This window comes from Lederbergia citri, from assembly GCF_018343625.1.
Lineage (GTDB): Bacteria > Bacillota > Bacilli > Bacillales > Bacillaceae_C > Lederbergia > Lederbergia citri.
Genome location: NZ_JAGYPG010000004.1, coordinates 372,396 through 387,015, shown reverse-complemented (window position 1 = coordinate 387,015; position 14,620 = coordinate 372,396). Strand labels below are relative to the sequence as shown.

Genomic DNA, 14,620 nt, shown 5'->3' with positions numbered 1-14,620 from the left:
TTATAGTTATTCATTATCATAGTTAACCCACTTATCACTCATTTTAAATTGGAAAATGGTTACAGCTAAAATAATTAAAAATAAGCTAACCGCTAACGTTGAAGCATATCCCATTTCATGATTCTGGAAAGCTACTTCATAAATATAAAGGGTAATCGTACGTGATGCATCCAGTGGCCCACCACCAGTAATTAAATATGGTTCATCAAAAATTTGTATGGCGCCAATCATGGTTGTAATGAACACAAAGAAAATCGTTGGCGTTAACAATGGTATTGTAATTCTAAAAAAGCTCTGAACTGAGGTTGCACCATCAATCTCCGCTGCTTCATAAAATGTTTTTGGAATAGCTTGCAAGCCAATTAAGTAGTAAAGGAATCCGTTTCCAACAAATTTCCATAAACTAAAAATGGCGACAGACAAGTATACCCATGTCGGAGATGTTAACCAATTAATAGAATCGATTCCTAATAAATTCAAAATATAATTTAAAACACCAAAGTCATAATTAAACATAAACTGCCACGCAATTGCAACGGAAGCTGTCGTAACTAAAACAGGGAAGTAAAAAATAGTTCTGTAAAAATATTTCCATTTGTTAGAAATGACTTTCGTTACACCAACTGCTAATAATAACCCAAATATCATGTGCATCGGTACGAGGATGATGACAAATTTAAATGTATTCCAATATATTAATCTAAGTCTATCATCTTCAAAAAATGTCTTAATATTTGCCATACCAACAAATTTTGCCGGTGATATTACATTATACTTTGTAAAAATCAATACAATTGCATGTACTAAAGGCTCCGCTATAAAAATACCAAATGTAATTAATGCAGGTGACAAAAATAGCAAACCTACCATAGTGTTCTTAAATGTATTTTCCATATCTCACCTGTCGCCCCCAAATGCATTATAAGGTGTAATATGCCGAGCAATCCTATATATAATTACTCGGCATATTTTTAATGTATTATCATTAATCCTTAGCTAATAGTTCATCAATTTCCTGTTTTGCTTTGCTCATAGCTGATGCTGCATCCATCTGATTAGATAAAATCGCAGACATATAACGGTCGAATATTTGGGCTACTCCAGCGTATTGAGCGGGTGATTCAACTGGTTTTGAAATATCTGCACTATCCATATATATCTTCCAGTTTTTTGCCGGAGTCTGTGGAAGCACTTCCTCCATTACAGATATTCTGGAAGGAATTGATAAGCTTGCAAGAGTATTCTTTTGTGAAAAAGTTCCACTTAAAAATGCTGATAGTTTATAAGCCTCTTCTGGATATTTGGTTCCCTTTAGAACTGGGAATATACCAGCACCAAAAATAACTTCTCTAGTCTTTAAAATTGGTAAATGCTGTACATCAATAGAAGTAAAATCATTTTTCTCATAAGTTAGAAATGGCCATTTCCCTGCTGCCGCCATTGCTACTTGTCCAGACATTAACTGGGTAATTTGGTCTGTATCAGGATTTGGTACTGGTGATACTTTATACTTATAAATTAAATCCTGAAATAGCTGCATAACTTCAATTGCATTTGGATCATCCAATCTGCTAGTAGTCATATCTTCATTTAAAATAGAGGCTTCATTATTATATAACCACGCAGAAGCTCCAAAATAATAGTTAGGTATTGCAAAACCATATTGCTTGTTTCCGTTTTCTTCCTTTGTTAATTTCTGTGCATACTCAATGAAATCATCTAGATTCCAATCTTCACCTGGTACCTCTAAGCCTGCTTCTTCTAACAAATCCGTATTAAAATGCATCACTACGTTATTCCAGTCCCAAACAAACCCATAAGTTTTACCATCAATAATAAATGGTTCCTGTATTTTTGGATGGATATCCTCATAATTGTCTAATGGCTCTGGATCCGCTGCCATAAATTCATCCATTGCTAGTAATAAATCTTGATCGACAAACATATGAACTCCCTCGATTGCTACTCGAATAACATCTGGAGAATTACCACCAGCTATCATTGTTTGAATTTTGTTAAAGTAATCTGCCCATCCATTAGAATTAACGGTGATACGATTTACTTTTATATCCGGATATTTCTCATTAAATTCATCCATCAAGATTTTCAACTTCTCATCGGAAACATCCTGAGAAGATAATACTAGAGTAAGTTCCTTTGTTTCCTCACCATCTGACGAAGATGAACTGGAACATGCAACTAGTAAAGAAAATACTAATACTATACTTACTAGCATTGAGATTGCTTTTTTCATTAGAAATACCCCTCTCAGATTAGTCTTTTTCGTTCATCTTTCTTACTTTCACTAAATAGATAGATTATTTATGGTTCTTATCACCTCTTTATTATTTTTTTTCATATAATTTATAGTTACATCTATCTGTAACTACCAGTTATAAATACTGAATTTGAAATGGTTGATTGATGTCGACTACAATTTTATCGAAAAATTTGATTGTGTGACCCTCTTTTGTGTATTTAACCTTCTGCTCACCAACAAATACTGATTTAATTTCTTTAGATGTAAAAAGATCACTTTTAAATGATTTTAAGTACAAATTTCCTTTTTTAACATTGAGCTGAATATGACCATCTTGATGACGGAAATCACCCCAGCCCTGATTTAAGGACCAAAAACTACAAAAATTATCTTGATTAATGATGGGGCTAAAACCAATATGACCATTGACCATATCATATTCGAATCCACTAAGCGCCAATAAAAAGGAGTAAGATGCCATTGAGCGGGCATAGTTACTACCACATTCAAATTCATTCCAAGGGTTCCTTCTGTACCCATCATATCGGTGACGGACTGCCTTCACTACATTGAGTCCCTCGTCTATAAAGCCTTCATAGATCATATGACAAGCTGCTTGATATTCAAAACCATTCATAGTCTCATCGGCATACGGAACAGGCACTTTTGGACTATCACCATGTGGCCATGTCGCAATAACCAGTCCTTGCTCATCATTTAAAGCATAGATACGACAGGCATTAGCGTAATCTCTCATACAATCAATAAAATTATAATTATAGATAGACTTTAAGGCGGATTTTACTTTATCAGGATCAAAGATATATCCTAACCCAACAACATGTGCATGCCATTGTCCTATTACTTGATCAATATGACAGCCATTTCCAACTTGATATTTTATCTCCCCTAATTCTAGATCTATCGGGAACCTCTCATCCTGTAAATCTATTTGTTGGAAGAAATACTCACCGTTAAACAAGTTTTGATCAACCCAAGCTTTACCCGTGTTGTACAATTCTCGATACTGATTCCCATCATTGTCGCCAATAGCATCGGCCATCTCTGCAGCCGCGAGTAATGCAGTATGATATAATCCTGTTATATAAGTGTTAGGACCATACATTTCAACATCCAAAGTATGATGTTGTATACCTTCCATTACTCCGTCTTTATCTCTATCCCACCAATCGGTATTCGATGGCTCCCAAGCAAATTCTAATGCTTTCTTTACTTGTTTCCAAATGGATTTTAACCATTCAGTATCACCTGAAATTTTCCATTCCCTATAGGTTTTGATTACTCCACCCATCTGTCCATCAGCAGCTGCCCTTTTATGTCCTAAGTAATTTGATGCATTTGTAAGCGTTGTACCGACGGGAAGCATTAGCCGAAATGCCATCTTACCGTTTTCAAATTGTGTTTCTTTATAATCCACATTTCTCATAGATCTTGCTAAACTTGGAAACAAGAATGGTGTAACTTGTTCATAATTCCATACATGTGTACAGGACCCTTCACAGCAACCTTCCTCCGCATGACATCCCTCAAACCCATAAAGAGTACCATTTGATAAACGTGCAACAGTTGGAGTTTTTAAGATTGAGATATTACTAGAGATGGAATCAATAATATAGTCAGGGAATGTAGAGTTAAATAATGTTTCTTTGAACTCAGCAGTTTCTTCGTAAAGACGGGTTAAGTTGCTCCATACATATTTTGTGGAGGATACGGAATCCTCAAATAACGTAGCATAATAATTTTTCCAACTTGGATAGTCACAATTGTCTGTTCCGGAACAATTACTGACATTCCAAAAGTTTACATAGTTAGGAAAGTTCCATGAAATAATAAAACGAAACTCCTTTTTTTCTCCAGGCCTTAAAGTTTTGTGGTTACTTAGCAAACATACGTCTTGATAATTATAAGTTGCTACTTGGTGCGCCCCTCTACCCTCGTTATAGTTTCTTTCTTTAAATCTGCCAGGACTATTAAAATCCTTCCAAAAAACGGTTAGATTATCAAACCATTCACCTCTATACCAATAGCTTTGATAGCTAACATCATCACCGTCTGTACTTAGAGTCAAATCCCCATATTCAGGCTGTTCTTCAGAAAAATAATTAGAATATAGTTTAATTGACTTAAAATCCCCATAGTCCTTGTATTGATTCACTGCTTCTTTTTTAAAGGGATTTGTTAAATTACCAGTTATACTTACCTCTAATTCTTCATTAGATTGGTTTATTACCTCATATAAAAAAATTGCAACCGGTAAAGAAGAATCTTTATCATTTAACGGAATTAATGGATTAAATGCCGTCAGTTTCACATCAAGCGGTGTTTTACTATCCATGAAATCAATTTCAGCAAATGGAAATTCCCCTTTAAATGTACTACTTTCAAAATGGGGGAAACCGGACATGGCTTCCCTTTCAACCCCGAAACCATATCCTCTAAATTTTCCATTACCGCTACCTGTAAATGGTGGGTTTATATCACTATTGATTACTTTTGCGACTCTTACCTCACCTTGGTGTTCTGCCTTGATAGCAAAAAATGAGAAGCCGTTATAACTATTTTTGTTGGGTCGATTAAAAATCTCCCAATCTATTAATCTTCCATTTCCCGCCAAACCAATTGAACCTGAACCTATACCACCGAGTGGAAAAGAGATATGATTCGTGTTATTTCCTTTCCTTACGAAATCTTTTTCCATCAGATAAAGATCATTCTTGTTTTCAGATGTCACGTTTATCTCCCCCAGTGTAGACCTTCATAAAATTACAATTCTATTACTTTTCCACCTGCATTTACTTTAATCCCTGAAGCATCACCGTATAAAACGATTACTTTAGGTTCTACTTCACCAGTTTCTTTATTAATCTTTTGTTCATAAGTTCCCCATGCTCTACCGGTACTCCAGAATGAGACAAAATTTTCTTCATTAATTCGTGGATTAAAGCTTATTTCACCCCTTGGGATATCGAACTCAAAGCCACTTAATGCAATTAGTAATCCCCAGCTAGCCATACTACGTGCATAATGATTTCCACACTCTACTTCATTCCAAGGATTTCTCCTATAACCATCATGCCGGTCTCGAACTGCTTTTACGATGGTTAATCCTTCTTCTATCAATCCTTCATAAATCAAATGAACTGCTACCTGATATTCAATGCCTGTCCATACCTCATCAGAGTAGACAAAGGGAAGCTTAGGTCTTCCACCATTTGGCCAAGAGCAGAGTAATAGACCTTGTTCATCATTTAGGACATATGTTCTCTGACAATTAGAATGATCCTCAAAGTTTTCTTTAAAATTATATTTATATATTGAATGAACAGCACTTTTTACTTTTTCTTTTGGTAACAAATATCCTAATCCGAATAAGTGAGCTAATTGTTGACCAAGCATTTGATCTGATAAGCATCCCTCACCATGTTGATATTTATACTGATTGACATCTTCAAGACGCTGTATGTAGAACTCGCCATTCCAAAGTAGCTCATCTAATCTTTTGGAACTCTTTTCAAATACTGTTTGGTATTTTTCTTCCGTATCTTTCTCTCCTAGATAGGATGCTATTTCTTGACCAGCTCTTAAAGCGCCTAGGAAATAAATACCTGTTAATGGGTTTGGTCCATAAAATTCAATGTCATACGTGTTATGCTGCTCTCCATCAAAGACTAAGTCATTATCATGGTCCCATTGGATTAGCGCATAGTTCAAAGTCTTTTTAAGAGATGGCCACAATTCCTTCAAGAATGCATCGTCACCTGAGAACTTCCATTCCCGATATGCTCTCATAATAGTTCCCATTTGACCATCAGCTGCCGCTGGTGCCGTTCCACCATGCCAAATCCACTCAGAATCAAACATTTTAACTGCACGAAAGTTCATTTTCCCGTCTTCATTTACTTCTTCCAAAAATTCTGTTTGTCTCATATTTTGTTCTAGTTTTGGAAATAAGAAAGCAACTGTTTGTGCATAGTTCCATACATGTGTACAGGTCCCATCACAACAACCCCAATCATCAAAGCAACCTTCATAGCCAAGAAAACGCCCATCTTTTAACCAAAAGCAGGTTGTACTACGTAGATTTGTAATATTGCTTGCCACAGCATCTATAACATAATCAGGTAATGTACTATTAAATAATGCATCATGGAATAATAATGTTTCTCTTACCAAGCGCTCTTTATTGTCTATTAGATATTCTGCAACTGACCAAGAGCTATCAAAATAATTAGTATAGTAGTTTTGTGTAACTTCCCTACCTTCTTCCTTCACCCTATGCTGGTCTCCCCATCCATTAAGTCGATTTGGAAAATACCATGTTAAGATAAATTGAAACTCCTTTTCTTCTCCAGGTAAAATCACTTCACTAGCTCCAAGAGAAGCTGTATCACTTTGTCCATCACCAGAAGGTGTATCATAACCAAGATCATTAAGTTGTCCATCCTCTACAAAGTCATCCCAGAATTCCTGTAGAAAATCAAACCAAGCTCCGCGCAACCAGGAGCGCTTATAAGTAATATTTTTATTGGTAGTTACTAATGACATATTTCCATATTTGAGATCGTTTTCCGAGAATTTCTTGGAATGAAAGTAGATTCCTGAAAATTCCTTATTTTTTCTGATATCGTTTACATTTTGTCCTGCATTTTTAAGCGATAGATTACCAAATTGATCATAATCAACACCACCAACAGGGTTTATCATGGAGGCAGCAATCGTTACATTTACTGGTTTATCAGATGAATTCCTAACACTGTAGTTAAATACTGCTCCTGGGATACCAGAATCCTTTTCATTAAGAGGTATAAAAGGTGTAAACGTTCTCATATTAACGTTTAAAGGTAATGTAGAATCTGTGAAATCAATTCTTGCAATTGGATATTCTCCTAGAAGAGTCGATTTTTCCATACGTGGAAGTCCCGCTCCTGTTATAGGATGATAACCGTGTGATAGGTCATGAGGAGGATTAATTCTAGATTCTAAAACTTTAGCAATCGGCTCTTCACCATCTTGTTTCACCCAAATTGAAAAAAACGTATTTGGCATAATAGTCCGTTTACCTGGACGATTGAATATTTCCCAATCCCTTAATTCACCTCTACTTCCAATGGAGACATTTCCTGTTCCTATCCCACCTAGTGGAAATGCAGCAACTTGATCTTTTCCACTATATTTGCGTTGTGTATTACTACTATGTAATTTTACTTGTGTATTTACCATTTTTCTCCCCTCCCGTGCACGTGCACGTTTTTTCGTGCACGTGCACATTTATAATTGAAATTTGAATGACTTTATACTATCATTGAAAATATGATTTGTAAATGGAATATTCAAAAAAAATATATTTTTTAAAAATTTCGGAGGAGTCGCATTGTTATGAAAAACACTACAAGCTTTGAAATTGCAAAGTTATGCGGGGTTTCTAGGGGAACCGTATATCGTGCATTAAATAATAAACCTGGGATTAAACCTGAGACTAAAGAAAAAATTTTAAGGGTAGCCAATAGCCTAGGTTACCGTCCTAATTTTGTCGCACAAAGTCTTGTCAAGAAAAAGACCATGACTATTGGCATTATCGTTTTTGATCTTAATAATCGTATATTTTCCCAAATTATTAATTCCATTGAATCATATGGTAGAAAAAACAATTATTTTGTTTATCTTACACTTAGCCATAAAGATTCAGATTTAGAAAAAGAACAAATTCAATATTTAGTTGACCGACAAGTAGATGCCATTATAATGATGTCTGTCAATAAAGGTAAAGAGTTTGAAGATTTCTTAAAACAGTTTAACATCCCTATTGTCACATTTGGTAATAAAATTTCGGAAAATATTCCATTTGTTTGGATTAACGACAAACAAGCAATAAAAGATGCTGTATCCTATCTGCATAATAAAAAATACACAAAAATAATATATGTCTGTCCTCAGTTAGGACATTTGTACACAAATGAAAATAAGTATAGTCCAGAACAAAGACTTGAAGGATTCATTGAGGCATTAGAAGAGTTGGATGATATGAATGCGGAAATTGTTTCGACTCATGATTATCTACAAACAATACATGAACTTGTAAGTCATAGCTCGGAAAAAATTGCTATTTTATGTACAAGTGATATTTATGCATTGCAAGTTGCTAAAAGTCTAAAAAAGAATAATATCAAGATACCGGAGGATGTTGGGGTTATGGGATTTGATAATATAGATATCTTAGAGTTTACTAGCCCTGCACTCACTTCTATTTCTTTTTCTTTGGAAGAAATAGGTAGAAGTTTATTTAATTCCATAATGCATCTAATAAATGAAGAAGATGCTCCAAAAGAAATTTTACTAGATCATAATATCATTGCTAGGGAATCCGTTTAATGGACAAGGGGACAGGTTCCTAGTTTTCACCCGGAATAATAGGAGAATATATTCTTGATAAGGAGAAAAATATTATGCAGGTTCAATTAGTTATTGAAGAAATCGTTAAAAAATTATCAAAAATAAATGGGATTACTGCTATTGTTTTAGGTGGTTCAAGAGCAAAAGGTACTAGTACCCCAAAATCAGATATAGATATAGGTATCTATTATAAATCTGAATTGAAATTTGATATCCCGAAACTTCAAGAAACAGCAACAGAAATCGATGATACTCAACGGAATAATCTAATTACACAAATTGGAGAATGGGGACCGTGGATTAATGGTGGTGGTTGGCTTACAGTACACGGATATAAAGTGGATTTTTTATTTAGAGATTTCCACAAAGTCGAAACTGTAATGGAACAATGCCGAACCGGTGATGTTACGATAGACTATTATCCTGGCCATCCCCATGGATTTATAAATGCCATTTATTTATCTGAAGTAGCACATTGTAAGATTTTATGGGATCCTAGTGATTCTTTAAGCACACTAAAAAAACAGACAATCCCATATCCTGAAAAATTAAAACGCAGTTTAATCGACAAGTTTTTCTGGGAAGCATCATTTTCACTTGTATTTGCAAAAAAAGGTATTGATAGACTGGATGTCTCCCATGTATCTGGTAGTTGTTTTAGATCAATCTCATGTTTAAACCAAGTAATCTTTGCAATCAATGAATGTTACTGGATGAATGAAACTGGTTCGATTGATATAGCAAACTCACTAGCTATTACACCAAAAAACTATAAATCCAAGGTAAATGAAACATTTGGTCTCCTCTTGCCAGACTCAGAAAAAATGGAGAAGGCAATTAATATAATGGAAGATTTAATAAGTGAAGTGGAGGGATTAGTGATGTTACATAGTTGAATATTTCATTCGTCTCTAATCAATCATAATAACTTCTTTGGCTTTTGCAAAAATAATATGACGGTAACTTTTGATAAATGTGTACTAGTTTTTAAATGTTTGCATGATCATCTCGCTAATTTTTTTAAAAGAGACACCTGGAAATTTTATATCTCGTTACTTTTCATTGTTTACAGTACATGAAAAAAAAGTAAAGGAAAACGTTCTAATCAAGGTTTTACACGCCAAATCGTCTTTGATTAACCCACTACACAAATGAAAGTGCTCAATTAGCACTTTTCTAAAATTTGGATAAAAAACTCTTTGGTTCCATAATGTAGTGACTTCCCATCTTTTAGCGAGGATTGCCTTTTAACATGGATTTTTCGTTCTCATTTTTGCGATTTTGAAAAATTCAAAAGTAAAATAATTCCTTCAGTGAAATTTATAACATATTTGTAAAATACCATTATTAAAATAACCGAAAAAAGAGAGACTGATAATATGAAGGATAAGTTGATAAGTGAATTTTTAGGAACATATTTCTTGATTTTTGCAGGCGCAGGAGCAATTATTATAAATGAATTGACTAAAAGCCTAACACATATCGGTGTAGCCATAACGTTTGGACTAGTTATTATGGTATTGATATATACTTTCGGTCATATTTCAGGAGCGCATTTTAATCCAGCTGTGACAATTGGTTTTTTTACATCAGGTGATATAAAGAAGAAAGAAGCAATTTATTATATTCTAACTCAATTAATTGGTGGAACTTCTGCAAGCATTACCTTATTTATTTTATTTGGAAATGTTTCTTCCTTAGGTGCTAATTTTCCGAAATTCTCATCTTCACAAGCATTCATACTAGAATTCATTCTAACATTCTTTCTAATGCTCATTATTTTTGGTTGTTCAGTTCATGGAAAAGCTGAAAAATCCTTTGCAGGAATTACCATTGGTGCAACTGTAGGGTTAGAAGCGATGTTTGCAGGACCTATTTCTGGAGCTTCTATGAACCCAGCAAGGTCAATCGGCCCTGCATTAATTTCTGGAAATACAAATTATTTATGGGTGTATGTAATTGCTACTATATTAGGAGCATTTTGTGCATCAATTGTATATAAATTGATTTATAGATAAAAGTAAAATAATGCTTCCTTTCTAGTTAGTCTAAAAATCTCATTTAGTTGTCAGTACTAGGTAGAAATAACGAAAATCAAGAGCTGATAAATGTATGAAAGATTTGCAGCAGATAATAATATGTTCGATCTACTTTTGAAATAACTGAGAAACCATAATAATAACAAGATTATTAGAGGTAAATAGTATTATATGCGTTTAAAAAGATGAGTAAATGGAAGCAGTAAAATAGGCTTTGGATGAACTAGATATTTTATCATTTTATTTCTGCCCCCTCTTTGATGAGGAAATAAGACCCCATAAGTCTATACAAAAGTCAAAAAGTATTTCTGATATTCCTTAATAAAGAACCTATTTTAGATTCTTCCTTTTTAAAATATGACACATGGATAATTATCCAAATAACAAAAACACCTACAAAATCCTTTACTAGATCTATTATCGAAAAGGATCTAAATGGCACAAAGTATTGATGAATTTCATCTATGAGGCCATACAAAATAGCCACAGTGAAACAAATCGCTTCCGTTTTTGAATCAAGGCTTCGAAAGGTGAGGATAGCCAAAATAAGAAGCAGATACAAGATTCCAAATTCAATTAAATGAGCGAGTTCTAAACAAGCACCAATAATAACAATTATGGAATTACTAATATAGTTTGAAAGATTGTATACTGATTCAGGATCAAAGGAACTGGATTGTATCCATATAAATATTATGTATGGAATAGGAAGAATTCTTAAAATTAGCTTCATGGAAGGCTCCTTGTGAATTATTTACTAAAAGAGAGAAGGCAATTAACCTTCTCCCTTTTGATAAATGGATTATTCCGTTTTTGCACCGGTAGTCAAAAATCCAACTGAATTCATAATTTCTTACAGTTTTCTTACTTATCATCTTATGAGCCAAATAACTTAACCCTTCCTGTTGAGAGCATTTTCCTATACATAAAAATCATCTTGTAACCAAATTTCATGAAAAAAACAAAGAAATAATACGATAGAATTAATATTACTAAAGCTAAGAAGAAATTAAACAGAAGAGATTTCCTTAACCATTCAATATCAAAAAATTGTAGAGCCAAATTAAATATGCTTATAAACCCCATGTGTGCTACATATATTCCTATAGCATTTTTTCCAATCCATGAAATTATGGACTGGTGACCGAAGTTTTTGTTTTTTATCAATAATAAAAATAAAAATACTGTTAATGGAATAGTTGATAAGTAATAACCCATTCCACCTTTCGTACCATCCAACCATATTCTAGTTATTACACTTTCAGCAGCCTGTAAAATTGTTGCCAATATGAATAGATAGATGATCGTCTTTGCCTTTACTTTAGCTATTAATTGTTTTACCTTTTCAAAGTTAAAAGCTATATAACAACCTAGAGTTGTATAAAATAAACCAAAAAATAATGCATCTCTTGTATCTAAAGGAAGGTGAAAAATGCCGGAGTAGGTTTGACCAAAAAGCCCAATGATATTAAGTAATAAACTTATTACTAATAAGAGATGAAGTTTTTTTAATTTAATGAACAAAAACAATATAATCATGGACCAAATTAATGCTGTTAAAAACCATAAATGATATGAAGTATTTCCCATCCCATAATATAGAACGCCTAATTTTGGAATAGATAAAAAATATCTAGCAATTTCGCTTTTAATTTCAAGACCCATATGTATAGCTAATAATAAGTTTACTACGCAATCGTAAATCAAATAAATAAAATACCAAACGACAAAAACTTTTACTAATTTTAGTATATAACCTTTAAAATACTTAGTATAATTTAAGCGTTTTTTTATGTTAATTCCTAAGAAAAAGCCTGAAGCAATAAAGAAAAATGGTATCACGAACCTAGGGAACAGTAGTAACCAAATATTTAACCGATTGATTTGATTTCCATCAAATAACATTGTATGAAAATACACCACGATAAATATGGAAATACCTTTCATAAAATCAATCGAATGTATTCTGTCAACGATAATAATCACCCCATCCGTAATTTTAAAAATAGTTACTAGCAAATTGCCCCATATTAGTAACAATAAAAAGATTCAATTCTTGATAAACATTATGTAAAAAAATCAGTCTGTAGCAACTTCCTAAACAAGAAGAAAAAAAAAGAGAAGGTGATATAATCCTTCTCTCAGTTATATTTTTGCGTTTTTTAAAATATTGCTCAAAACTTCTGCATTTGGATAGTTATATTCCTTGTATTGTTGAATAACCTTATCTGTATTAAATGGAACCCTGACAATAGTAGTTTGAAAATCGTTATCTGTAATATCTATTAACGCGTATGAGGATTTTTTTATACCATCAAAAGGAAGTCCTACACTCCCGATGTTTATTACACACTTACCGTTAATGTACCGAATATATGGCTTATGAATATGGGCGTAAATATAAAAGTCTGCCTCGTTTTGCATGAATTTAGTGGTTAAAAATTCATCACTTTCAAATGGTGGTACAATTTCAAACAAACTATTAGGAGTTGCATGGAAAGCATGAATCTTCATACCTTTTGATTCAATCATTAATTCCATTGGCAGCATTTCCAAATAGTCTATACTATCCTGATCAAGTTGCGAATAAATCCAATCTCGCTCTCTATTCATCATGTCCAACGCCTGGTCCGGAACCTCTCCTTGACTCACACCTCTAACAATCCATTCATCAGCATTACCTTTGATGACATCACAATTTAAAGACTGCACCAATTCAAGAGATCGCTTCGGCTCAGGACCACGGTAGCATATATCTCCTAAAACATAAATCTTATCAACATTTTTTTCCTTGATATCCTGTAAAACGGCCTCCAGCGCGACGGCGTTTCCATGGATATCTGATAGAAAGGCTAGTTTCATTGATTTATACCTCATTTCAAATGTTTACCATTTATCATATCTGTAATTTTAACTCGTTGTCTACTGAAGAGATTAGTGAATCGCTTGAATTATGAATAATAAAATGATCGTATTTTACTAGCGTCGTTCCTTCCTGATAATTATCTTCAATTAATAAATTCGAATTACCATTCAAATTATTTATAATATTTCCAACGAAATTTTGGCCCATTTCATGCGCATGAACATAACCTCCACCAAATCTAGGATTAATTTCAGAAATGATATAGCCATCTTTTGTTTTAAAACAATCAACATCAATAGGTCCTAATGGTTTAAGAATATGAATAAGTTGTTGAATTAATTGTTTTAATTCTGGGTCTTTTACAGCTATAGACTTATCTGTTTCTCCAGCCCTCATTGAAATTTTTCTCTTCATGAATATATTCGTGTTTTCCTTAGATACAAGATCAATATAGCAATCAACCCCATATTCGTCACCATTGATGAATGGTTGGACGACTAATTCTTCGTTGTCTTTAAGGAAAAATTCCAAGTCATTTATATTGTTTACCTTGTATATCCCTAAACTAGCACTACCACATCTTGGCTTTATTAATAATGGAAAATTTAATCTTCCACTATTTATATCTTCTCTTACCATATCCATATAATAATACGTTTGCACACAGGGAATATCATGGTCTTTTAAAAATTGGTACGTTAAATATTTATCGAAGCAAATATCGACAATATCTTTATCTGAAACAATGATAGATATATTTTCTTTTTCAAAATCATTTTTATGTCTCGACAATAACGATAGTTCAGGATCAATGAGAGATAAGACACCTTTTATATCATATTTAGCGCACAAATCTTTTATATGTTGAACATAATTTGGGTGTATAATTCGAGGAACAATCTCAAAAGAATCGGCATATGACAATGCAGGGGCAGTAGGATCACAATCAACCGCTATAATTTTTCCATTGATTTTGTGAAGTTCTTCTTTAAAATATTGTATCAATTTAACTCTCCGTCCAACACTACAAATTAATATATTCAT

General features: G+C 33.3%; 11 protein-coding genes. 3 read left to right on the top strand and 8 right to left on the bottom strand.

Translation table 11 applies throughout. The features are described from left to right. Positions 1–6: 6 nt before the first annotated feature. From KHA97_RS21425 to KHA97_RS21410, 4 genes are all read right to left on the bottom strand, one after another. Positions 7–894: a carbohydrate ABC transporter permease gene (locus KHA97_RS21425; protein ID WP_213126825.1), complete on the bottom strand. Its 888-nt coding sequence runs from the start codon at positions 892–894 to the stop codon at positions 7–9. A 91-nt stretch (positions 895–985) separates the two neighbouring features. Continuing rightward, the gene (locus tag KHA97_RS21420; RefSeq protein ID WP_213126824.1) at positions 986–2,254 is read right to left on the bottom strand and encodes an ABC transporter substrate-binding protein; all 1,269 of its coding nucleotides are present in this window, start codon (positions 2,252–2,254) and stop codon (positions 986–988) included. A 139-nt stretch (positions 2,255–2,393) separates the two neighbouring features. Then, entirely contained in the window at positions 2,394–5,012 is a 2,619-nt protein-coding gene (locus KHA97_RS21415; RefSeq protein WP_213126823.1) for a GH116 family glycosyl-hydrolase, read from the bottom strand. A gap of 32 nt (positions 5,013–5,044) precedes the next feature. After that, on the bottom strand, positions 5,045–7,501 hold the full coding sequence (locus tag KHA97_RS21410) for a GH116 family glycosyl-hydrolase (RefSeq protein ID WP_213126822.1): 2,457 nt from the start codon (positions 7,499–7,501) through the stop codon (positions 5,045–5,047). Positions 7,502–7,657: 156 nt separating this feature from the next. On the opposite strand from KHA97_RS21410, the gene KHA97_RS21405 reads away from it, so the two are divergent. From KHA97_RS21405 to KHA97_RS21395, 3 genes are all read left to right on the top strand, one after another. Then, positions 7,658–8,650, top strand: a complete 993-nt coding sequence (locus KHA97_RS21405) for a LacI family DNA-binding transcriptional regulator (RefSeq protein ID WP_213126821.1) — start codon at positions 7,658–7,660, stop codon at positions 8,648–8,650. Between the two features lie 74 nt (positions 8,651–8,724). Next, positions 8,725–9,567, top strand: coding sequence for a nucleotidyltransferase domain-containing protein (locus KHA97_RS21400; protein WP_213126820.1), 843 nt, complete (start codon positions 8,725–8,727; stop codon positions 9,565–9,567). A gap of 483 nt (positions 9,568–10,050) precedes the next feature. Next, positions 10,051–10,689, top strand: coding sequence for an MIP family channel protein (locus tag KHA97_RS21395; RefSeq protein ID WP_213126819.1), 639 nt, complete (start codon positions 10,051–10,053; stop codon positions 10,687–10,689). Positions 10,690–11,005: 316 nt separating this feature from the next. On the opposite strand, the gene KHA97_RS21390 is transcribed toward KHA97_RS21395, so the two are convergent. The 4 genes from KHA97_RS21390 to KHA97_RS21375 form a co-directional block, all read right to left on the bottom strand. Further along, positions 11,006–11,443 carry a VanZ family protein gene (locus KHA97_RS21390; protein ID WP_213126818.1) on the bottom strand — a complete coding sequence of 146 codons (438 nt, stop codon included), beginning with the start codon at positions 11,441–11,443 and terminating at the stop codon, positions 11,006–11,008. A 143-nt stretch (positions 11,444–11,586) separates the two neighbouring features. After that, the gene (locus KHA97_RS21385) at positions 11,587–12,729 is read right to left on the bottom strand and encodes an acyltransferase family protein (RefSeq protein ID WP_213126817.1); all 1,143 of its coding nucleotides are present in this window, start codon (positions 12,727–12,729) and stop codon (positions 11,587–11,589) included. A gap of 126 nt (positions 12,730–12,855) precedes the next feature. Continuing rightward, positions 12,856–13,572 (bottom strand): metallophosphoesterase family protein, encoded by a 717-nt coding sequence (locus KHA97_RS21380; RefSeq protein WP_213126816.1) that lies wholly within the window; start codon positions 13,570–13,572, stop codon positions 12,856–12,858. A 34-nt stretch (positions 13,573–13,606) separates the two neighbouring features. Beyond that, positions 13,607–14,620, bottom strand: coding sequence for an ATP-grasp domain-containing protein (locus tag KHA97_RS21375; protein WP_213126815.1), 1,014 nt, complete (start codon positions 14,618–14,620; stop codon positions 13,607–13,609).